This window comes from Pseudohalioglobus lutimaris (assembly GCF_002866825.1).
Lineage (GTDB): Bacteria > Pseudomonadota > Gammaproteobacteria > Pseudomonadales > Halieaceae > Halioglobus > Halioglobus lutimaris.
The window spans coordinates 39,545-60,130 of sequence record NZ_PKUS01000011.1 but is presented as its reverse complement, the minus strand read 5'-3'; the positions used below and the strand labels follow the sequence as shown (position 1 = coordinate 60,130).

Annotated in this window: 17 protein-coding genes; 12 read left to right on the top strand and 5 right to left on the bottom strand. The window is 56.1% G+C overall.

What is annotated here, in order from left to right; translation table 11 throughout:
• The first annotated feature begins 245 nt into the window (after positions 1-245).
• The 5 genes from C0039_RS10745 to lpdA all read left to right on the top strand — a co-directional run bounded on the left by C0039_RS10745 (position 246) and on the right by lpdA (position 5,994).
• The gene (locus tag C0039_RS10745; RefSeq protein ID WP_101518053.1) at positions 246-1,223 is read left to right on the top strand and encodes a thiamine pyrophosphate-dependent dehydrogenase E1 component subunit alpha; all 978 of its coding nucleotides are present in this window, start codon (positions 246-248) and stop codon (positions 1,221-1,223) included.
• 21 nt (positions 1,224-1,244) lie between these two features.
• The gene (locus tag C0039_RS10740; RefSeq protein ID WP_076001509.1) at positions 1,245-2,216 is read left to right on the top strand and encodes an alpha-ketoacid dehydrogenase subunit beta; all 972 of its coding nucleotides are present in this window, start codon (positions 1,245-1,247) and stop codon (positions 2,214-2,216) included.
• 12 nt (positions 2,217-2,228) lie between these two features.
• Positions 2,229-3,491: a dihydrolipoamide acetyltransferase family protein gene (locus C0039_RS10735; protein ID WP_207796425.1), complete on the top strand. Its 1,263-nt coding sequence runs from the start codon at positions 2,229-2,231 to the stop codon at positions 3,489-3,491.
• 64 nt (positions 3,492-3,555) lie between these two features.
• Positions 3,556-4,572, top strand: coding sequence for an ATP-NAD kinase family protein (locus C0039_RS10730; protein ID WP_101518052.1), 1,017 nt, complete (start codon positions 3,556-3,558; stop codon positions 4,570-4,572).
• Positions 4,573-4,599: 27 nt separating this feature from the next.
• A complete protein-coding gene (gene lpdA, locus C0039_RS10725; protein ID WP_076001511.1) occupies positions 4,600-5,994 on the top strand; it encodes a dihydrolipoyl dehydrogenase in 1,395 nt (464 codons plus the stop codon).
• Positions 5,995-6,065: 71 nt separating this feature from the next.
• Here the strand turns inward: lpdA and C0039_RS10720 are convergent, their stop codons facing one another.
• Positions 6,066-7,031, bottom strand: a complete 966-nt coding sequence (locus tag C0039_RS10720) for an alpha/beta fold hydrolase (RefSeq protein ID WP_165787097.1) — start codon at positions 7,029-7,031, stop codon at positions 6,066-6,068.
• A 322-nt stretch (positions 7,032-7,353) separates the two neighbouring features.
• Here C0039_RS10720 and C0039_RS10715 point away from each other — a divergent pair, with 322 nt between their 5' ends.
• From C0039_RS10715 to C0039_RS10700, 4 genes are read left to right on the top strand one after another with little or no spacing between them, the layout of a single operon-like run.
• Positions 7,354-8,349 (top strand): VOC family protein, encoded by a 996-nt coding sequence (locus C0039_RS10715; RefSeq protein ID WP_101518051.1) that lies wholly within the window; start codon positions 7,354-7,356, stop codon positions 8,347-8,349.
• A gap of 15 nt (positions 8,350-8,364) precedes the next feature.
• Positions 8,365-8,571: an SRPBCC family protein gene (locus C0039_RS10710; RefSeq protein ID WP_101518050.1), complete on the top strand. Its 207-nt coding sequence runs from the start codon at positions 8,365-8,367 to the stop codon at positions 8,569-8,571.
• A gap of 48 nt (positions 8,572-8,619) precedes the next feature.
• A complete protein-coding gene (locus C0039_RS10705; protein WP_076001513.1) occupies positions 8,620-9,630 on the top strand; it encodes a zinc-dependent alcohol dehydrogenase in 1,011 nt (336 codons plus the stop codon).
• A gap of 46 nt (positions 9,631-9,676) precedes the next feature.
• Positions 9,677-10,411, top strand: a complete 735-nt coding sequence (locus C0039_RS10700; protein WP_076001514.1) for an SDR family oxidoreductase — start codon at positions 9,677-9,679, stop codon at positions 10,409-10,411.
• Positions 10,412-10,421: 10 nt separating this feature from the next.
• On the opposite strand, the gene C0039_RS10695 is transcribed toward C0039_RS10700, so the two are convergent.
• Both C0039_RS10695 and C0039_RS10690 read right to left on the bottom strand, forming a co-directional pair.
• On the bottom strand, positions 10,422-11,435 hold the full coding sequence (locus C0039_RS10695; protein WP_076001515.1) for an AraC family transcriptional regulator: 1,014 nt from the start codon (positions 11,433-11,435) through the stop codon (positions 10,422-10,424).
• 349 nt (positions 11,436-11,784) lie between these two features.
• Complete coding sequence (locus tag C0039_RS10690; protein WP_076001516.1) at positions 11,785-12,228, bottom strand: NUDIX hydrolase; 444 nt, start codon at positions 12,226-12,228, stop codon at positions 11,785-11,787.
• A gap of 289 nt (positions 12,229-12,517) precedes the next feature.
• Here C0039_RS10690 and C0039_RS10685 point away from each other — a divergent pair, with 289 nt between their 5' ends.
• Together C0039_RS10685 and C0039_RS10680 are read left to right on the top strand one after the other, a co-directional pair.
• Positions 12,518-13,960, top strand: a complete 1,443-nt coding sequence (locus C0039_RS10685; RefSeq protein ID WP_076001517.1) for a WS/DGAT/MGAT family O-acyltransferase — start codon at positions 12,518-12,520, stop codon at positions 13,958-13,960.
• Between the two features lie 51 nt (positions 13,961-14,011).
• Entirely contained in the window at positions 14,012-15,637 is a 1,626-nt protein-coding gene (locus C0039_RS10680; protein WP_101518085.1) for a long-chain-fatty-acid--CoA ligase, read from the top strand.
• Positions 15,638-15,736: 99 nt separating this feature from the next.
• On the opposite strand, the gene C0039_RS10675 is transcribed toward C0039_RS10680, so the two are convergent.
• Positions 15,737-17,542 (bottom strand): acyl-CoA dehydrogenase, encoded by a 1,806-nt coding sequence (locus C0039_RS10675; protein ID WP_076001518.1) that lies wholly within the window; start codon positions 17,540-17,542, stop codon positions 15,737-15,739.
• 387 nt (positions 17,543-17,929) lie between these two features.
• Positions 17,930-18,502, bottom strand: coding sequence for a YSC84-related protein (locus C0039_RS10670; protein ID WP_076001519.1), 573 nt, complete (start codon positions 18,500-18,502; stop codon positions 17,930-17,932).
• A 382-nt stretch (positions 18,503-18,884) separates the two neighbouring features.
• On the opposite strand from C0039_RS10670, the gene C0039_RS10665 reads away from it, so the two are divergent.
• Positions 18,885-20,585: a mechanosensitive ion channel family protein gene (locus C0039_RS10665; RefSeq protein WP_207796424.1), complete on the top strand. Its 1,701-nt coding sequence runs from the start codon at positions 18,885-18,887 to the stop codon at positions 20,583-20,585.
• Position 20,586: the final 1 nt, after the last annotated feature.

Below are 20,586 nucleotides of genomic sequence, written 5' to 3'. Positions count from 1 at the left end.
CAGGTATTCATACCCGATAAAGCGGGGCAGGCTCTCCGCCAATTTTATCAACTACAGGCAGCTAAGCTGGTAGTACCTTGTTGGCCCCATAGAACACTTATCTGTCCCCAATTCAACTTCAGGCATGCAGGCATACTGCGTATCTTATTTGAAACAGCAACACGCAGCCTGCAAACGGCAGGTCTGAAACACAATAATTTTATCGCTGCCAATACAGGCAGCCTTAATCCTGCAGGAGGAACCCCATGGCTCTGGGCAAGGAACAAATGAAAACGCTGTACCGCAACCTGGTGCGCGCCGATCATTTCGACAAAATGATGATGAACCGCATTATGCAGGGCAAGCTCATCGGCTTTTATCACCCCGGCGACGGGGCCATGGCAGCCGGGGTGGGCGCTAGTACCTTTTTGGGCGAGAACGACATTCTCAATCCTCACCATCGCGCTCACGGCATGGCCTACATGGCCGGCAAGGGTATCGACGTGGGCCGCTACCTGGCAGAACACACCGGCAAGGCAGACGGCTGCTGCGGCGGTCGCTCCAGTTTCCACTGGTCTTTTCCGGAACAGAAAGTCTATGGCGCCTCGGGCTTTATCGGTTGGCATTTCTGCCCGGTTGTCGGCTGGGGCTGGGCCTCCAAGCGCAAGGGTAACCAGGTGGTACTGATGGCCTCCGGAGACGGCTCCTACGGCCAGGGCGGCGCCCACGAGGCCATGTTGTCTGCCATGAACTGGAAGCTGCCAATCATCTTCTTCTGTGAAAACAATGGCATGGCGATTCACTCCACTGCCGACGACATGCACCCCATGCCGGATATCTCCAGCCTGGCCCAGGGTTACGGCATGCCCGCCGTGGTGATTGACGGACAGGACGTGTTCGCAGTTGCGGAAACAGTGATCGCGGCTCGGAAACATGCCCTGGCAGGCAAGGGCCCGACCTTTGTGGAGGCCAAGACAGTGCGCCTGCGCGAGCACGACGTGGGCACGCCGGACCTGGCGCGCGCCGAACCCAGGGATCCCGAGTACCTGGAGGAACTGAAGCAACGCGACCCACTGGTGCTGGCCACCAAGCGCGTACTGGCGGAAAAAGTGCTGACCCAGAAGCAGATCGACAAGATTATCAAGGAGGCGGAAGAGGAAGTCGTGGTCGTAGAGAAATTCGCCGACGACAGCCCCATCGCCCTGCCCAGCATCGAAGAACTGCAGGCCGGTGTTTACGCATAGCCCTTGCCCAGGAGAATTATTGTGAGCGAAGTAAGAGAATTACCACTGGTTGAAGCCATCAAAGAAGCCTACCAGCAGGAGATGGAGCGCGATGAGAGCGTGTTCATGGTTGGCCAGGACATCGCGGGGGGGATCTTTCCCCACACCATGGGCCTGGTAGAGCAGTTTGGCACAGACCGGATCGTCGACACCCCTCTGGCTGAGGTCGGCATGTACGGCACCGCCTTTGGCGCCGCCATGGAAGGCTTCAAGCCAATCGTCGATTTCATGTTCGCCGGCTTTTTCCTCAACGCAGCCTCCCCCATCCTGGCCCAGACCGCCCAGTTCCGTTTCATTCACGGCAGCCAGATGTCACTGCCGATGGTGATTACCGGTGCCTGTGGCTCAGGCATGCGTCTGGGCAACGAGCACGCCATGCTGGTGCATAACATGATCGCCCAGGTACCGGGTATCAAGGTCTGCATGCCGTCCACACCTTACGACGCCAAGGGTCTGATGATATCTGCCATTCGCGACCCCAACCCGGTAGCCTTTATCTGGCACCTGGGCACCATGATGGACCGCGGCCCCGTACCAGAGGAAGCCTACGAGGTCCCGCTGGGGGTTGCCGAGGTCAAGCGCGAGGGCAGCGACATAACCCTGGTTGCCAACGGCATCCAGTACAAGAACGCCGTGGAAGTGGCCGACAAGCTAGAGGGAGACATCAGCGTGGAGATCATCGATCCGCGCTCCGTCTCGCCCCTGGATATCGACACCATCCTCAAGTCTGTAGATAAAACCGGTCGCCTGGTCATCGTGGACGAGAGCTGGGACAGCCGCAGCACGGCCAGCCAGATTGCGGCCCAGGTGGTCGATGTGGGCTTCGACATGCTGGATGCCCCCATTCGCCGTGTATGCATCCCCGATATCCCCCTGCCGGGCGGCCATATGGAGCCCTACGTGGCACCTAACCCCGACGCCATCGAGGCGGCGGTTCGCGACGTCTGCCAATAGGAGCTCGGTATCATGGCAACAGATTATGTAATGCCGAAACTGGCAATGGGCATGAACGAAGGCACCATCATCGAGTGGCTGGTCACTGAAGGCCAGCAGGTCGAGCGCGGCGCCCCGTTAATGCAGGTCGAAACAGAAAAAGTGGTCTATGACGTGGAAGCGCCGGTAGCGGGCTGGTTCCATATCAAGGTTGCAGCCGGTGAAACAGTGCCCGCAGAATCGGCTATCGGTCAGTTCGCACACAGTGCAGAAGAGTACGCAGAAATCAGTGGTGGAGTCGTAGCCGAGGCAGCAGCTCCGGAAGTAGTGTTCGACGAGAACCTGACCTCTACCGGCGCGGTGATGCCAGCCGCCCCTGTTGCAGCACCGGCCGCTGCAGCTGGTGGGCGTATCAAAGCCTCACCCCTGGCGCGCAAGTTGGCCAGGAATAAAGGCATCGATTTGTCTGCCATCCAGGGCACAGGTCCCGGCGGGCGCATTGTGAAGCGCGATGTGCTAGCTGCCAAGGTAGGCGCCGCGGCACCTGCAACGGCCATGTCGGCACCGGGCACTCTCACCGTCAAGGGGACTGTACCGCTGAAGAGTATGCGCGGTGCCATTGCCCGCAACATGATGCAAAGCCTGCAAACCTCTGCACAGCTTTCACAGTTCTCCGAGGTAGACGCTACCAGGTTGCTCAAGGCCCGAAGCCATTTCGTAAACCATGCCGACAGCTACGGCACCCGTGTCTCCCTGAACGCCTTCATGGTGAAAGCGATTGCAGTGGCCTGTCAGGCCGTTCCTATCGCCAATGCCGCCATCGTCGGTGACGAGGTTGTGTTGTACAACGAGGTCAACGTCGGCATCGCAGTTTCCCTGCCTGGCCAGGGTGAATTCGACAGCGGCCTTGTTGTGCCAGTACTGCGCAACGCCGAGCGCAAGGGCCTGGTGCAGATTGACAGCGAACTGCGCGACCTGGCCACACGGGCACGGGAAGGCCGCCTGGCCCCCGGCGAGACCGAGGGCGGCACCATAACCCTGTCTCCCACTTCAGCTATTGGTGGTGAAGGGGTCTATTGCTGGTCGACCCCGGTACTCAACCTGCCCCAGGCGGTGATAGTGCAACCGGGTATGATCATGGACCGCGCGGTCATACATAAAGGCAAGATCAGGAAGCGGAAGATGATGCCACTCAGTCTCACCTTCGATCACCGCGTCATGGACGGCGACCCCTTTGCGGCCTTCGTTGTAACGCTGCGTCGCTGCATAACATCTCCCGAACTGATGCTCGCCTGAACAGTTGCGGACTCACGCCATCGCGAGGGTCCGCTGCATTCTCTGAACCCAGCACAGTAAAGCTATGAAGAGCGTAGGCATCATCGTCAACCCAGCCGCGGGCAAGGACTTGCGCCGTCTGGTCGCGCACGGCGCAAACTCCACTCACAGTGAAAAAATCAACGCCGTGGTGCGCATGCTGCGCGCCCTGGATGCCCTTGGCGTAGAGCGGGTACGTATTGCCCCGGACCCCAGCAAACTGGGTGAACGGGCCATAGAAACCGCGGCGGACGGCTTACAGAGCATCGATGCCGGCATACTGGAAATGCCCTGGTTACTGGGGAGTCGCACTGACACCGAACGCGCCGCCACCCTCATGTGTGAACAGGGTTTTGGCTGTATCCTGGTACTGGGTGGCGACGGCACCAGCCGTGCGGTGGCAAGCCACTGTGGTGAAGTACCCCTGATCCCGATTTCCACCGGCACCAACAATGCCTTTCCACGCATGCTGGAAGGCACTCTGGCAGGCATGGCCGCGGCATGCCTAATCCGCGCCGCTGCAGGCGAGGAAGCATTACAGCGAGCCCCCATACTGCGTCTGCTGGCAGATGGAGAGGAAGTCTCCCATGCTCTGGTAGACATCGCCGTGATAGACATCCTGGACACCGGCGCAGTAGCGGTCTGGGAGGGTCACTCGGTCAGCGAGCTGTTTCTCGCCCAGGCCCGACCCGACAGCATCGGCTTATCAGCCATTGGAGGCTGCCTGGAACCGCTGGAACAGGGCTGCGGTGAGGGCCTGCACCTTCAGTTCGGCGCCCTTGACCACCCTGCCGCTGTCCACGTCACAGCCCCTATGGCCCCCGGTCTGGTGATCAGGGTGGCAATAAGCGAGCATGCACGCTTTGCCGGACGTACACCGGTTCACACCAGTAAGGGCGTATTCGCCTTCGATGGCGAGCGCGAACTGGCAGTCGATAGCGAACGCAAGTGGGAAGTCCTGTTCGACCCCCATGGACCGCGCGTGGTGGATGTACAGCGCGCCCTCAGCCTGGGCATAGAACGCGGCCTGTTCCGCGATGATTTTCAGCCACCTATACCTTAACGAAAACAATTTATTCGGGAGCACAACATGGCCGATTCGAAACTGGATATTGTCATCATCGGCGCTGGGCCCGGCGGCTACGTCGCCGCAATACGCGCAGCCCAACTGGGTCTGTCAGTGGCCGTGGTGGAGATGGATACCCTGGGGGGCGTCTGCCTCAACTGGGGCTGCATTCCATCAAAAAACCTGATCCAGCAGGCCGAGGACTTTCACGTATTGGCCGCAATGGAAAAACTGGGCGTAAAAGTAGACCGCAAAGGCCTGGACTACGGCGTGGTTCACGCCAACTCACGGGGCGCCGCCAGTGCCCTGGCCGGAGGCGTGACAGGCCTGCTGCGCAAGAACAGGGTAAAAGTAGTCAAGGGGCGCGCCCGCCTTGCAGGTGCCGGCAAAGTGGCAGTAGAGGGCGGTGAAACACTGATAGCAAAGAACATTCTCATCGCCACCGGCTCACGTCCAATGGACATCAAGGGCTTCGAGTTTGACGAAAAGCAGGTGCTCTCCTCCACCGGCATCCTCGACATGAAAACGCTACCCAGATCGCTGGTGATCCTGGGCGGCGGTGCCATAGGCTGTGAGTTCGCCTTCGTAATGAACGCCTTCGGTGTGGAAGTGACTGTAGTAGAGATGGTCGATCACCTGCTGCCCACCGAGGACTTCGAATGCGCAGCGATACTGGAACACAGTTTCAACAAGGCTGGCATTACAGTGCACACCGGCACCCGCGCCACCGGCCTCAAGCGCACAGCTAAAACGGTTAAGGTTGCCCTCACTACGCCCGAAGGTGACATCAGCGTCACTGCGGAGAAGGCTCTGGTAGTGTTCGGGCGCCGGCCCAACACCGAGGACCTTGGGCTGGATACCGTGGGCATTAAAGCCGATGAGCGTGGCTTTATCCCGGTGGGTGATTACAACCAGACTTCGGCCAAGGGTGTATTTGCCATCGGTGACGTAACCAGCACGCCCCTGCTGGCCCACGTCGCCTCCCGGGAAGGGGAAATCGCTGTTGAATACATTGCCGGGCATGCAGGCGACATACAGCGAGTTGACCCCGACAGCGTACCCTCGGCCATTTACTGTGAACCTCAGGTGGCAGGCTTCGGGCTGCGCGAGGACCAGGCAAAGAGTAAGGGTATCCTGATCAAGAAGTCGGTGTTCCCCTACCGCGGGATCGGCAAGGCCGTGGCCGTGGGTAAGCCCGAGGGTCTGGTCAAGTTGATTGCGGACCCAGAAACCGGCGAAATATTGGGCGGCCATGTGGTCGGTCTGAACGCCACTGAGATCTTGCACGAGATTCTCCTGGCCAAGACCGCGGAATTGTTACCGGAAGATATTACCCGCATGATTCACGCCCACCCGACTTTGTCGGAAGGAGTAATGGAAGCAGCGCTGGGGCTGGATGGCTCACCCATCCATATGTAGCAAGCGTGCCTTGCGGCGCTGGCGACCTGCTGAGAAACCGCGCCGGTCACCGCGGTTCCCCATACTTTTCATCAGTAATCGATAGTCTGCAAAAACTCGCTGACCTTCCCGTTCACCCATTCCGGCTTCTCCTGGCCCAACCAGTGCCCCGCTTCAGCAAGGCCGGTGACACGCAGATCCGAAAACAGCGCCAGTTCGTCAATGCCCAGGGACTGTGCCAGTTCAACAGTCCACTCGCCGGTTCCAGTGAGATACATGGCCGGCACAGTAATGACGTCAGCCGCATGCGCGGCGGTACGCTCGAAGGTGCGCGTGAAATTGCGGTACCAGTTGTGGGGCGGCTCGAATCCATGGAAGCGATAACGACTTACCAAATACTCGATAAAGTCCTGATGCATGAAATCTACCGGCGTATCCGGCATGGTGATGCGCTCCAGGAAACTGCGCTCATCGGCGGGCTGACCGAGCATATCCATATGACCCCGCATCACCCGGGTCAGCGTCTCTTGATGATCCCGGTCAAACAGTTCGGTAGTCTCTGGCCGCTGGAAGTCTGTGATATAGAAATAGTCATCCGGGTACAGTGCGGTGATTATATCCAGGATCGGCACTTCACCGCGACCGAACCAGGGTACCGATAAGCCGCCTATACCCGCCAGCTTTTCCGGGTGTAGCCAGGCAACATGCCAGGCCACAGTACAACCCCAGTCATGCCCAATGACCACGGCTGGCTCCTCGCCATAGGCCTCGATCAAACCCGCCACATCGGCAGCAAGTTCCACAGTATCGTAAGCCGCCACTGCCGCAGGTGCGTCGCTTTCACCGTAACCACGCATCTCGGGCACAACCACATGATATCCCCGGTCCAGCAAGTAGGTAATCTGTGGCCCCCAACTGGCCCAGCACTCCGGGAAGCCATGTAACAGCAGAACAAGGGGGCCAGAACCGGCCTCAAATACGTTTAGTTCAATGCCGTTGGTCGGAATACGTCTCGACGTCATTGCATATTTATCCAGAGCATAAGGGAGTTGGGCCATAGTCATTATTCCTTGTTAAACATCGATCAACGCCCCCAATAAAAATCGGCGTGCGTCAGTAGAAACCAAACAATATGCATGCCCCCCACTTCGGGCAACAGGAAATAAGGACGGCGGCATGTGGTTTGCGGCCATATATAAAGTGTGAGTTTACAAAAAGAAAATACAGCCGCCACATAAGCGATGCGGAAGCATATTGTCCCAAATTCAATGCTTACTGGCCGCTTTTCCGACAGCCTTTTCGATCACTGCCTATTACTATCACCCTCTAGCATTACCGCCCCCGTCATCGCGGGCGGTGCAAACGACAGAGACCGCCAAAATGAACAGACGCATTGGGCAGATTGCAGTAGTAGTCAGTGATCAAAAGCGCGGTACAGATTTCTACACCAATGTATTTGGCATGGATCATATCTTTGGTACCGCCGAGTTTCGCGGAGCGCAGGCTGACCAGGTACAAGGGATGGAGAACGTCGCCTCCTCCACTCAGTGGCTGATAGATGATCGAGAGTTATTTCAGCTGGAGCTTTTCCAGTTCGAGAACCCGGAATCGCGGCCTTTGCGCGAGGATCACAAGCTGACCGACGAGGGCTACAACAGGATAATAATCGCCGTTAAATCACTGGAGCAGGTCAGCGATATCGCTATGAGCGCCGGGGGTAGCGTAGTTGCGTTATTGTACAATGAAGATCCTGAACATCTCACCCACGCTCTGCTCAAGGACCCGGACGGCATTCTGCTGGAACTGGTGGAGGACCCCGACCTGGTGCCCGGCGACCGGCCGGCGAAAATTGTTGGACTGGGAATATCCAGTCTGAACCTGCCAACCACCGTCGAGGACATGTGTGACGGTTTTGGCTTCACTCCCTGTGAGGACAGATTCCAACACAAAACCTTCTGGCAGGAAGGTGGCAAACTCGAACGTCTCCAGACACTGCGCCTGGATGATATGTACCTGGTGGTCTCTCAGTATCGAGACAGCCGGCCCCGATCGCCGGACTACCGCCTGGGGGACATCGGGGTGATGAACTTTGCCATCTGCTTTCCGGACGTCGAGGACTTCGATGCCTGTTTCGAGACAACCCAGAAAATGGGAATGCAGAGTAATATCGAGCCGATAGTCATCAAGGACACAGGAGCCATCACCTACAACAACGACCGACAGGGGTTCTCGGTAGAGATGATTTTCATGGTCAAGAAGCTCTGGGGCCTCTACGGCTTCGCACCTCCAAGCCTGAAGGATAAGATGATCAATAAGTTGCTGAATTGGAAGGCCCAACGCACGTACAAGAAGCACATCGCTCGCGACAAAGCGTGACAGAGTAAATTCATAGTGTTTTCTTACGATATAAACAAAAGCATCGGCATTGCGTGGGAACCCGCCGCGATCTGGCAGGTACTGACTGATTTCAGTTCGTATGAAGACTGGAATCCGATGCTAGGCAACGTGCAGACCGAACTGCAGCTAGACGCACCAGTGCGCTTCGAGGTACTGCGGGAGGGTGCCAGGTCTTCCGTTTCTGGCACCGATAACATTTAGCAAAAAAAATGAACGGGTGATTATCGCCCGGCAATCAGGAGATAGACGATGAAAGCAGTCACATTCGAAGGAGCCGACAAAGCACTGGCGGTAAGCGATATACAAATGCCACAACCGGGACCCGGTCAATTGTTACTGAAAGTCGCGGCCTGCGGCATCTGCGGCTCGGATCTTCACGCCTACCAGGCATCTGTCGCTTCCGAGGGTATCGCATTCGGACACGAATTTTCCGGTGAGGTGGCTGCCTTGGGAGAGGGTGTCACGGGCTGGAACGTTGGCGATCGAGCTACTTCCCTGGCCTTCATGTTCTGCGGTCAGTGTCCACCCTGCCTTGAGGGTCTGTACGAAGAGTGCGAAAACCCCGACTTGATCGGCTTTACCACTCACGGTGCTTATGCGGAATACGTCATTGTTCAGGCTGCCGTCAGCACACCACTGCCTGACGCTGTCAATAACCAGCAAGCTGCGCTGGTGGAGCCCCTGGCCGTAGGGCTCGCCGCGTTCCGGGATTGCCAACTGCCCATGGGGTCCAATGTGCTGATCATCGGCGCTGGCATTATCGGCATCGCTGTTCTCAAGTGGGCCCGCTTTTTCGGCGCCGAGAACGTGGTGATATCCGACCTGGATGAGGCAAGGCTGGCTCGCGCCAAACTGGCGGGCGCCACCGACACTATCTACGCAGGAAAAAACCCTAATCCCGTTCAGGCGTTCAAAGACATCACCGGCGTGGTACCCACCGTCATCGTCGAGTGTGTTGGTCGACCCATGTTGCAGCAATTGATCGACGCAGCTGCAACCGGCACCCATATTGTCTCTGTAGGCGCCTCCATGGAGCCGGAGCCCATCACTTCACTGACCGCTGCCCAGAAAAAGATCCGTATCACCTTCTCCTTCGGCTACTCTCTGGAAGACTTCAAGTTCATTGTTCGAATTCTCGAGTCTGGCAGAATACGGACCGACGGGTTGATTACCCGCAGCGTGTCGCTGGACGAAGTGCCAGAGGCGTTTGCGGATTTGATGCAGCCCAACGGCCATTGCAAAATCATGATCGAACCTTGAGGCACGCCGCTGGTGCGCCCCACTACGACACTCTAGCGGAGCACGAATGAGCAAATCTGTTTTTATTACCGGGGCTTCGCGCGGCCTGGGTGAAGGTCTGGCCAGGCAGTTCGCAGCCCGCGGCTACAAACTTGCCCTTACCGCTCGTTCGCTGGAAGATCTCGAGCGACTCCAGGCTGAATTGCAGGGACAGGCTTCCCAAATCTGTATCAGAGCGCTGGATGTGGAAGAATTCGATGCCGTACCGGTTGCACTGCGCCAGTGCGCGGAGGAATTGGGCGGGCTGGATATTGTCATCGTCAACGCTGGGGTAGCTTTTTCTGCCAGAATTGGAGAGGGCAATTTCGAACAGATGCGAAAAACGATTCAGGTCAACCTGGCCGCCGCCATGGCCACATCAGAGGCTGCTGTTGAACTGTTTCGCGAACAGGGACAGGGACAACTGGTCGGCATCACTTCCGTCGCTGCACTACGCGGTATGCGAGGGCAAGGAGCATACAGCGCCAGCAAGGCTGGCTTCAGCAAGTACCTGGAGGCGCTGCGTTGCGAGACCTACAGCGAGCCAATCACGGTAACCGAACTGGCGCCGGGCTATATCGACACAGACCTCAACCGCGCCTTGAGCAGCAGACCATTTGTAGTGAGCGCAGAGAAGGGGACACGAATCATGGCTGACTTGATCGAACGAAGAGTGAGCTTCCGCTATGTGCCGCCCTGGCCCTGGACTCTGGTGGCGAAGTTGATAAAGCTATTGCCCATCAGCATGCTGAGAAAAATGTAACTGACCCAGCCTATTTCCGGTGGGAATTGCGGTACTCGGTGGGTGACATTCCCGTCCAGCGCTTGTAGGCCTGGGAAAAATTCTGCCCGTCGCTGAAATCACATTGCTCGGCAATCTGCTGGATCGTCAAGTCGGAGTTGGACAAATAGTCCTCTGCGACCTTACGTCGCTTATTGTCCAGCAAATCCTGAAATCGCACGCCCTCCGCGCCCAGCTTACGCCTGAGCGTCCTCGGCGACATGGCCAGTTTGCTCGCTACCTGATTGAGGTTGGGGAACTGGCCGGGCTTTCTGCGCAGGGCCATTTTGACTTCATCGACAATATCTTTTTCAGCAGACAGTTTCTTCAGCAAACTGTGCTGCAGCACTTCAAGCGTATCGTGGGCCGGCTGGTCATGGCCGTCTAATTTCTGGTTGAGATAACTAGCCGGATAATGTATCTCAACAACTTTCTCTTCAAAGTACACCGGGCAGCGGAATATTTCCTGATAACGCTTAAAATTCTTTTGGGCCTTGTAGTCGACCAGTACCTTGGTAGGTTTCGCCTCTGATCCAGCCAGTTCCTCGGCATGGGCCTGGAGCATGCCTAACCCACGCTCCAGCAGGAAAATCCGCAGCGGCTCGTATTCTTCTTGACAAGCGACGTGGTGAACCACGGCGTCTGCATTGACTTCATAGTTCCAGTCGATCAGTCCATTATAGGTATCCCGGGAAGCCCAACCCTCTTCCACCGCTTCGAGCACGGTGCGGGCAACAATTTGCATCAAGCCAAGCGGGCCCTTTTCGGTGATGCTGGTCATCCAACCAATTTCCAGACCAAGTCCCGGGTCGTCGGACAGATCGACCACGTTGCGGTAGAACATCCGCGCCTGTTCCTGGCTAATTAGCCGGTAGGGGTCATCAAGATCACTTGAATGTAATTCGGTATTGGCCAGCAATACGGCGTCGTCGAAACCACGCCTGTGCATGAAAGTACGAACTTTCTTGAGTGAGAGCGCATATAACTTGATTGACGGCATATTCATGGTGTTGCCGTTTACGTCCTTTATAGTAGTTATCGCGCAGGATATCTCCTTTTCAAGGTATTCCCCCGCCCATCAATGATTAGATCCCCAGTTCAACGTGTTGTCAACCGAACTGGAGCAGGCTGTTCGCCTGAGTCAGTTACTGCCAACAAGAATAATGGACAATGCCGTCAATAGACTCCACGAAATTACGGTATATGAATGACTTCGACACTATTGCTTGATCGTTCGCAACATAACCGAATTGGATTTGTCAACTTGCCGTTCGATGCAGCCAATTCTCTGTATCCACATACTATTCGCATCGAGCACCATTTCTGCAACAACAGGCCTTGGCCGGCGGTGGCTCTCAATGGCGCTTCAGAGCTGACTCCCGGATGATTCGCTCTGTCTCGGTCCAAAGACCCAATGCCGGTAGGTCTTCGGGCTTGAACCAGCCGACGGCCGCAGCGTCGTCGGCCGCAACGGGTTCCCCCTCAGGGGACTCTGCCACTACATCCACCAGGGTGTAGTGGTATAGCAACTCTCCCTGATCATCCCGCATGATGCCGTCGACGACATCGACCAGAGCACAGAACTCGATATCCAACCCGGTCTCCTCCTGTACCTCGCGGACCGCAGCGGCGAAAACGGTTTCCCCCAATTTCTGGGCACCACCCGGGATACTCCAGTGCCCTTTGTTGGGTTCCTTGCCGCGCCGTACGAGCAAAAAATCCTCCCCGCGCCATACAACAACCCCGACAGCGACAATGGGTCGGTCGGGATTCCTACGAGAATCGAGTTCAGATGACATTATGGGCGAGCTGCGAGCATACTGAGACACGCAGATCCCAGTTCGACGATATTCAGCACAGCTTATTCCTCTGTAGCAAGATTAACCCTGACAAGGATAAGCTGCCGGCGCCCCCTGTGCCACTGGTGTATCGGTCGTCCTGATGTGGAATGCGGCCAGTCATGAGGTCGGTGGCGAACCACCCGTGACTTGGCCGGATTCCATTGCAACCTGGCCAGCTCAGTTATTCCCGCTTTGAGATGATTTCCCTAGAATCAATACACACATAACACTAGATCGAGGAATAGGCATGCAACAGCTCAGTGGCACAGATACCACCTTCCTGACAGTGGAACAGGGTAATAACTACAGCCACGTGGGCGCGTTGGGCCTGTATGATCCTGCTACAGCGCCTGGCGGCAAGGTGAGATTTAAGGACATACTCGGCCATTTTGACGTGCGAATGCACTCCAACCCGTTTTTTCGGCGTCGCCTGGTTGAACCTCCCCTGGGTATTGACAGGCCCTATTGGATTGATACCGCCGATTTTGATGTGGAGTTTCACGTGCGCCATATCGCGCTTCCGCAACCGGGAGACTGGCGCCAGTTGATGATCCAGGTGGCCCGACTGCACGCTCGCCCCCTCGATAGAGGCCGTCCTCTCTGGGAAATCTATGTTATCGGTGGCCTGGACCATATCCCCGGTCTTCCGCCCGGCTGCTTCGCGCTGTTCTACAAAATGCATCATGCGGCGGTTGACGGTATGGCCAGTCTGCATGTCATTAGCCAGATGCACGCGGAAAACCCGAATCCCGTCACACACCGTGAAAAACCAGAAGCCATTATTACCGACCGTGAACCCAGCCTGATGGAGATGGGTTCCAGGGCGATCTTCAATCAGGGGCGGCGAACCGCCGCTCTCTCCCGCCTGGCTGCAGGCAGCGCATTCAAACTGGCGAAGAGCGCGGGTGATATCGCATTTGGGGAGCGGCACATAGGCGATCTGATTAACAATCTCGCGCCCGCACCGAAAACACATTTCAGCGGCAAGATTTCGCCGCATCGCGTCGCCGAGGGTGTGGGTTTACCTCTGGCTGCCTTCAAGGCATTACGTGGCAAGGTTAAGGGAATCACCATCAACGATATTTTTCTCGCTGTGGTAAGCGGCGCCATGCGTCGCTATTTACTTGTTCACCATGAGTTACCCGACGATTCACTCGTCGCCATGATGCCGGTCAGTTTGCGTGAAAATGCCAGTGCCGGAGGCAATGGTGTTGGCGTTGCCAGAACCTCCCTGCATACGGATATAGAGGACCCTTTAGAGCGGCTACAGGCCTGCCATGACAGCGCCACGGCGCAAAAGGGCGAGGACAGTGTACTGAATAACGAGATGCCTGTGCTCACCGAAAACTTACCAGGGGTGCTGACCGGCTGGCTGGTAAATAGAATGGCACCCAGCATGAATACCGTCGTCTCCAATGTACGCGGACCTGCCCAGGCTCAATACCTGGCGGGCGCAGAACTGCAACGGCTTTATCCCATCTCTATTCCCTCGGACGCCATAGGTATAAATCATACTGCCGTTAGTTACGCGGGTCATATGTGGGTGGGGATTGTAGCGTGCCGGGATATGTTGCCCGACCCTGATTTTTACGCCCAGTGTATCCGGGACAGCTTTAATGAATTGCTACAAGCTGCCGGCATCAAACCGGTGCACAGCCCCGCCTTCGACAACGGAGCCAGCAGCGACTAGCCCTGGACCATTGGACGCCCCTCAATATGTGAACACAGGAGAGAAAGCATGATACGCGGCCAGATGATGAACCTACCGCTGACAATCACCAGCATCATGAGCTTTGCCGAGCAAGCGCACGGGGACTCGGAGATCGTCTCGATCACCGCAGACAACCCCTCCCATCGTTACACCTACACCGAGGCCTTCCGCCGCGCCCGGCAACTGGCCAACGCCCTCGCTGAAAAGGGGGTACAGGAAGGTGATCGTATCGCTACCCTGGCGTGGAACGACTATCGACACTTTGAGCTGTACTACGCTATCTCTTGTTCGGGTGCAGTTTGCCACACTATCAACCCGCGCCTGTTCCCGGAACAGGTTGAATACATAGTCAACCATGCAGAGGACAAGCTGGTTTTCGTTGATCCAGATTTCGTTCCACTGCTGGAGAGTCTGATAGAAAAGTTGCCGACAGTGGAGGCTTATGTTGTCCTGACGGACGCGTCAAACATGCCCGATTGCTCGCTGCCCAATGTCGTCGACTACGAGCGGTTTATAGCCGGACACGCCGACACGTATTCCTGGCCCGACCTCGACGAGAATACCGCCAGTTCGCTGTGCTACACCTCTGGCACCACGGGCAACCCCAAGGGCGTGCTATACAGTCACCGCTCCACGGTGCTGCACTCCTATGGCGTAGCCCTACCCGACGCAATGTCTATCTCCGCCGAATCCAAGATTCTACCTATCGTACCCATGTTCCATGTCAACGCCTGGGGTCTGCCCTATAGCGCGCCGATGATGGGTGCAAAGCTGGTTTTTCCCGGCAGCAAGATGGGTGATGGTGCAACCCTGCAACGGCTGATTGAGGAGGAGCAAGTCAATATGTCCGCCGGGGTGCCCACTGTCTGGCTGGCCCTGCTGGGTTATCTGCGAGAGTCGGGCAAGAGCATAGATAGCCTGAAGCGCGTCGTGGTCGGCGGCGCAGCCTGCCCACTGTCGATCATGGAGGAGTTCAGCGACAAGCATGGTGTATACACGCATCACGCCTGGGGCATGACCGAAACCGGGCCGCTGGGGGTATTCAACGCTCTCAAACCCGGCATGGCCGATCTGCCCAAAGAACAACTGGACGCGATCAAACTAAAGCAGGGACGACCGATTTTCGGTATCGACCTGCGTATCGTCGATGACGAGGGTCAGGTGCAGCCCTGGGATGGGGCATCCACCGGTGAAGTGCGCGTCCGTGGCAATTGGGTCGCCAGCGGTTATTTCCGCCGGGATGAGGTCGACGCGCTGGACGCCAACGGCTACTTCGGCACCGGTGACGTCGCCTGCATGGATGAAAGGGGCTACATGCGCATCACCGACCGCACCAAGGATGTAATCAAGTCTGGCGGGGAATGGATCAGCTCTATCGACCTGGAAAATGCGGCGGTGGGCCACCCCGCTGTGGCAGAGGCGGCCGTTATCGGCGTGCCCCACCCCAAGTGGACGGAACGCCCACTGCTGATCATTATCAGGGAGCCCGGCACGGACCTGGAAAAGGAGGAGATTCTCGCCTACCTCGAAGGTAAGGTTGCCAGGTGGTGGATTCCCGAAGACGCTGTATTTGTAGAGGAAATCCCACACACTGCGACCGGAAAAATCAGCAAGAAAGATCTTCGAGCGCAGTTTTCCGACTACCAGGCCGAGTGATATCTACTGGCGCCTTCAGCCGAGGGCACCAGCGCCCTGCCCTGCGCCCTGTTCTGCCAGATGCAGTCGAAGGTCATTACTGCATTACAGAGGGTCTCCCTAGAACCACTCATCCCGCATATCCAGCGGCACCGAATCCAGGCGTTTCAGGAGGCTCGCCTGGGCGTCGATTTCAGGCAACTCCCACTGGAAGTAATACCGCGTAGCCTGAAGCTTCCCCCGGTAAAAGTTCAAATCTGCAGCGGACAGGCCATCGTTATCAAGGGCCCTGGCAGCAACCACTGCCTGCTTGAGCCAAATCCAGCCCGCCAGAACGCGCCCAAAAAGATCCAGGTAGACTGTGGCGTTGGCCAGTGTTGTATCCGGATCATGGGCCAGGTTCCCAAGCAGCGCCTCAGTCACGCCGTTGAGTGTATCCAGACCGTGTAACATCGGCTGGGTGAATTCAGTGACGGCTGGCAAATGCTCCGCCTCGCCAAGGCTAGCCTTGACCGCCTCGTTGAACAACTTCAATCCGGCCCCGCCATTCATCGCCACCTTGCGCCCCAGCACATCCAGGCCGTGGATAGCCTCCGTGCCTTCGTGGATCGGGTTGAGGCGATTATCACGGTAGTATTGTTCCACCGGGTATTCCCGGATATAGCCGGAACCACCGAGCACCTGTATCGCTAACTCATTGGCCTTCAGGCAGTACTTTGAGGGCCAGGACTTGACCATGGGTGTAATCAGGTCCAGCAGCAAAGTGGCATCACGCCGTTCTTCTTCCGTGTCTGCGGTGTGGGAATCTTCAAACAGGGCGCTGGCGTACAAACACATGGCAAGCGCACCTTCTGAGTAGGCTTTCTGGGCCAGCAGCATACGGCGCACATCTGCATGCTGAATGATGCTGACCTGTTTGGATGCCGGGTCACGATTGGAAGGAAGGCGCCCCTGGGGCCGCTCACGGGCGTACTCCAGGGAAAAAAGATAACCCTGGTAGCCGAGAACAGCCGCTCCCAGCGCTACTCCGATACGAGCCTCATTCATCATCTGGAACATGTAGTGCAAGCCCTTGTGGGGCTCGCCCACCAGGTAGCCTACAGCCCCGTCATTTTCGCCGAAGTTCAACACCGTGGAGGTCGTATTGCGGTAGCCCATTTTATGCAGCAGACCCGCGAGGGCAACGTCATTGCGCTCACCCAGCGTGCCGTCCTCTTTAACCAGGAACTTGGGACAGATAAACAGGGAGATGCCCTTGACTCCCACCGGCGCTCCCTCAATTTTCGCCAGCACCATATGCACGATATTTTCGGTGATTGACTGGTCGCCCCCGGAAATAAACATCTTCTGGCCAGACAATCGATAGCTTCCATCCTCGGTAATCCTGGCCGTGGTCGTAATATCCCCAAGCGCAGACCCCTGTCCGGGCTCGGTCAGAGCCATAGTGCCGGCGAAGCGACCTTGCTGCATCGGTGGAATAAACCGGGCACGCTGCTCGTCGGAGCCAAATGACTGGATCAGGTTGGCGGCGCCGATACTCAGGAAGGGATAGCCGGTGGTGGCAATATTGGCAGCAGTCATAATCGCCATACTGGCACGCAAGATGATTTCCGGCATCTGCATGCCATCGTCCTCGAAATCGTAATGTGCGGCGAGAAAACCCGCCTTGGCGAAGGCGTCCCAGGCCTCTTTGGTTTCGGGAATCTGCTCTACGGATTCACCATCGAAGCTGGGTTCGTTGGCATCACCCTTGGCATTGTGGTTGGCGAAGTACTTTTCGGCTACTGTCCTGGCAGTGTCGATTGTGGCATCGAACACCTCACGGGAATGCTCCTCATAACGCGGACGCTGTAACAGGGCCTGGGTATCGAGAAACTCATACAGCAGGAATTCAAGGTCGCGGTCATTAAGAAGTGATTGAGTCATGCTATTCCTCGGTAAATGCTACGTATAAATCTCGAATGCACAGTCTATCAGGCAGCACTTTCCAGCAACGCATGGACACCGGACGTTATCGTATGAATTGAGGCCAAGGACTCGTCTTAACAACTGTCTACGCTTGTCTTTTTAGATGCCGATGGGGCCGTTATAAACCGCAATTGACCTATTCCATGCTGGCCACGGAATGTGCTTTTGCCAACTAGCTAGACGCATGGATATTCGCGAGGATAAGCACGAAATTCTTCTTTCAACTCTCCCTTGGCCGTGCGCCAACTGATTCATCTGATGTGAAATCGATGTCAAGCGAACAGGGGCGCCCTCGCCATCGTCTAGATGGCCTGGGCGGAGGCTCGTATGTCTTGAGCTACTGATTCATAGAGGTTCGTATTTGAACTTCTGACCACCCAGAGTCGCCTCATACATCAGGCCACCCTTGGCCACGGTAAAGATTGCCATGCCCTTGCGATAGCCTCCGGAGGCGGTGGTAGCATCGTTTTTACCCCCGGATGCGCCGGCACTGGTACCCCCACCGGTATTCGCCTGAGCGCCCGCGGAAGCAGTAATGGCAGTTGCAGTTGCCTGTGCTCCAAACTCGAAATTACCCTCCGTAAACTGCTCCAGTGCGCGTTTGTCCTGGAGGAAAATTATCTGGCTATAGGCCACGCCGCCCAATTGTAGCCCGTAGGTAACCTGGGTCATGCTGGTATTACCGATGTGCTTGCCACCCGCATATACTCGGCCCTTGCCGTAGGCGCCACCGATGCCCATACCGCCCTTGCCAATGGTAGGAAAGAGGGCGTAGCCATAAGCCTTACCGAAGAAAGCGCCGCTCTCGCCCGCACCAGTGAAAACCTTGCGGGCATCATCGTACTCGTCGGCACACGCCAGCTGTCCCACCAGGGCCAGCAAGCATGCAAATAAAAGAGTCTGAATTCTGATCATCATTTTGGTGTTTCCTCGCGGTAAATTTACTGTTAGTGGCGCAGATGCCTACAAGCGTTTATCTTGCATGGGCTTACATTCACATAGCATATCGATCGGACCACCGAGGCCCATTTTTGATTTGAAACAAGTGAACACAACCACAGCGATGATAAAGTAACTATTGGCTGGATATTTACTTTGCGCTAGATCTATAAAATCGCGATGAAAAACGAAAAACGAAAAACGAATATGCAGTGATTTTACTGGAAATGGCGCTATGGTCTGCCAGTAGTGTTGCCCAGGAGCTGACACCCCGCCCCTACTAGTCCGCCAGTACCGATTTTTTCCGGGTTCGAATTGCTGGGTTATAATGCTGCACAATAATAATGAAGGGTGGAAAACCATGCGCTATCAATTCCGTAATAACACCCCAATACTGCCCATTCTCTTGCTATGTCTACTATTTGCGACTCCTGCTAACGGAATCGCAGCGCAAGATGCTATTCCCTCCGAAATAATTGCCAAATCTATAGTCGATATTGAGAGAAGCATTAGCAGGTTACAACCTCTGGTAGAAAACGCCGGGAAGGCTACCGATGCCGATGCCGATGGCGATGCCGAGGCTCTGGTTTTTCGTCTTGACCAGCGCATTATCAGGCTCATCGCCGATATCGCCAAACTAGCCCGCCACACCGCGTTACTGCCAGAAGAAAACCCTGATCGCTTGATGCTGCAAGAGCGCCTGCGCAAAGATCTCTCAAGTACCAGCCAGCTACTGTCTCTGCATATTCAGGAACTCGACGAACGAATCAGTGTGTACAACGAAAAAGCCCGAGCTGTCACTGAAGCCGAAAAATATACGCTGCAAGCCCATGTAAACGGCCTGGAGGCGCTGCGCCTGGGTTTTTATACATCACTCGTTGACCTGGTCGAAACCAGGGAAACACTGGGACTTTCGGCGCAAGTATTGCGCAAAGAAGCAGAATCCTTGTTCTACCAGCATGCAGAAATAATCTCCGCTCGAATCGAGCTTTTCAGGAGTACATTGCAGGAGATGAACAAGAGGCTCACTCTGGATGCGAGCAATACTGGTATGCAAGGTGCGGCAAATGAGATAAAAATGGCCCACGCTCTGGACGTCAGCCGGCTGGAGTCACTGTTGAAGCTCATGACAAGACTTGATATTGACACCGTTTTATATCGCTCGGTGTTACTGCGAGAAAGCAGCGGCATTTCAATCCGCCTGTTTGATAGTGAGGCGGTCAAGCAAACAATGGAGGATAGCTGGGAAAACGTAAGCGAGGCAGTATCCAGGAACCTGCCTGACCTGCTTTTGAAGTTTCTGGCATTTCTGCTGATTCTGTTTGTATTCCGTGCACTTTCTCACATCGCCAAGCGACTCGTCAGCTCGGCACTTAACAAGTCGACCTCAAATTTTTCCTCACTACTGAAAGACGTCCTGACATCCACTTCTGGTGCCATCGTGATGCTTGTGGGTATTCTGGTGGCACTGTCACAAATCGGTGTCTCCCTGGGCCCCGCGTTGGCGGGCCTGGGTGTTGCCGGGTTTATCGTGGGATTCGCATTGCAGGACACGCTAGGAAACTTCGCTGCGGGCGGCATGATCCTCTTTTACCGGCCTTATGACGTGGATGACTTCGTGGAAGTTGCCGGCGCAATTGGCCTGGTAAAGAAAATGACCCTGGTATCGACAACTATTAACACGTTCGACAACCAGACAGTGATCATACCCAACAGCAAAATCTGGGGCGACGTGATCAAGAATGTAACCGCCCAAAAGACAAGGCGCGTGGATCTCGAGTTCGGCATAAGTTATAGCGATGACATCGAGAAAACTGAACGAATATTGCGAGAGATAGTAGAGTCGCATGAAAAGGTCCTGACCTCCCCTGCACCCAATATCCGCCTGCACAATCTAGGCGACTCCTCCGTCAACTATATCGTGCGGCCCTGGACCAAAACGCCGGACTATTGGGAGGTCTACTGGGATATCACCCGCGAGGTGAAAATGCGTTTCGATCGCGACGGCATCTCTATTCCATTTCCACAGCGGGATGTGCACGTTCACCAGCAAGATGCCTAGA

What these genes read in the sequence shown, in the direction of transcription:
- lpdA (WP_076001511.1), top strand. Translation starts at nt 4,600, where the DNA reads ATGGCCGATTCGAAACTGGATATTGTCATCATCGGCGCTGGGCCCGGC.
- C0039_RS10745 (WP_101518053.1), top strand. Translation starts at nt 246, where the DNA reads ATGGCTCTGGGCAAGGAACAAATGAAAACGCTGTACCGCAACCTGGTG.
- C0039_RS10735 (WP_207796425.1), top strand. Translation starts at nt 2,229, where the DNA reads ATGGCAACAGATTATGTAATGCCGAAACTGGCAATGGGCATGAACGAA.
- C0039_RS10685 (WP_076001517.1), top strand. Translation starts at nt 12,518, where the DNA reads ATGCAACAGCTCAGTGGCACAGATACCACCTTCCTGACAGTGGAACAG.
- C0039_RS10670 (WP_076001519.1), bottom strand. Translation starts at nt 18,502, where the DNA reads ATGATGATCAGAATTCAGACTCTTTTATTTGCATGCTTGCTGGCCCTG.
- C0039_RS10675 (WP_076001518.1), bottom strand. Translation starts at nt 17,542, where the DNA reads ATGACTCAATCACTTCTTAATGACCGCGACCTTGAATTCCTGCTGTAT.
- C0039_RS10690 (WP_076001516.1), bottom strand. Translation starts at nt 12,228, where the DNA reads ATGTCATCTGAACTCGATTCTCGTAGGAATCCCGACCGACCCATTGTC.
- C0039_RS10715 (WP_101518051.1), top strand. Translation starts at nt 7,354, where the DNA reads ATGAACAGACGCATTGGGCAGATTGCAGTAGTAGTCAGTGATCAAAAG.
- C0039_RS10700 (WP_076001514.1), top strand. Translation starts at nt 9,677, where the DNA reads ATGAGCAAATCTGTTTTTATTACCGGGGCTTCGCGCGGCCTGGGTGAA.
- C0039_RS10720 (WP_165787097.1), bottom strand. Translation starts at nt 7,031, where the DNA reads ATGGCCCAACTCCCTTATGCTCTGGATAAATATGCAATGACGTCGAGA.
- C0039_RS10705 (WP_076001513.1), top strand. Translation starts at nt 8,620, where the DNA reads ATGAAAGCAGTCACATTCGAAGGAGCCGACAAAGCACTGGCGGTAAGC.
- C0039_RS10730 (WP_101518052.1), top strand. Translation starts at nt 3,556, where the DNA reads ATGAAGAGCGTAGGCATCATCGTCAACCCAGCCGCGGGCAAGGACTTG.
- C0039_RS10665 (WP_207796424.1), top strand. Translation starts at nt 18,885, where the DNA reads ATGCGCTATCAATTCCGTAATAACACCCCAATACTGCCCATTCTCTTG.
- C0039_RS10695 (WP_076001515.1), bottom strand. Translation starts at nt 11,435, where the DNA reads ATGAATATGCCGTCAATCAAGTTATATGCGCTCTCACTCAAGAAAGTT.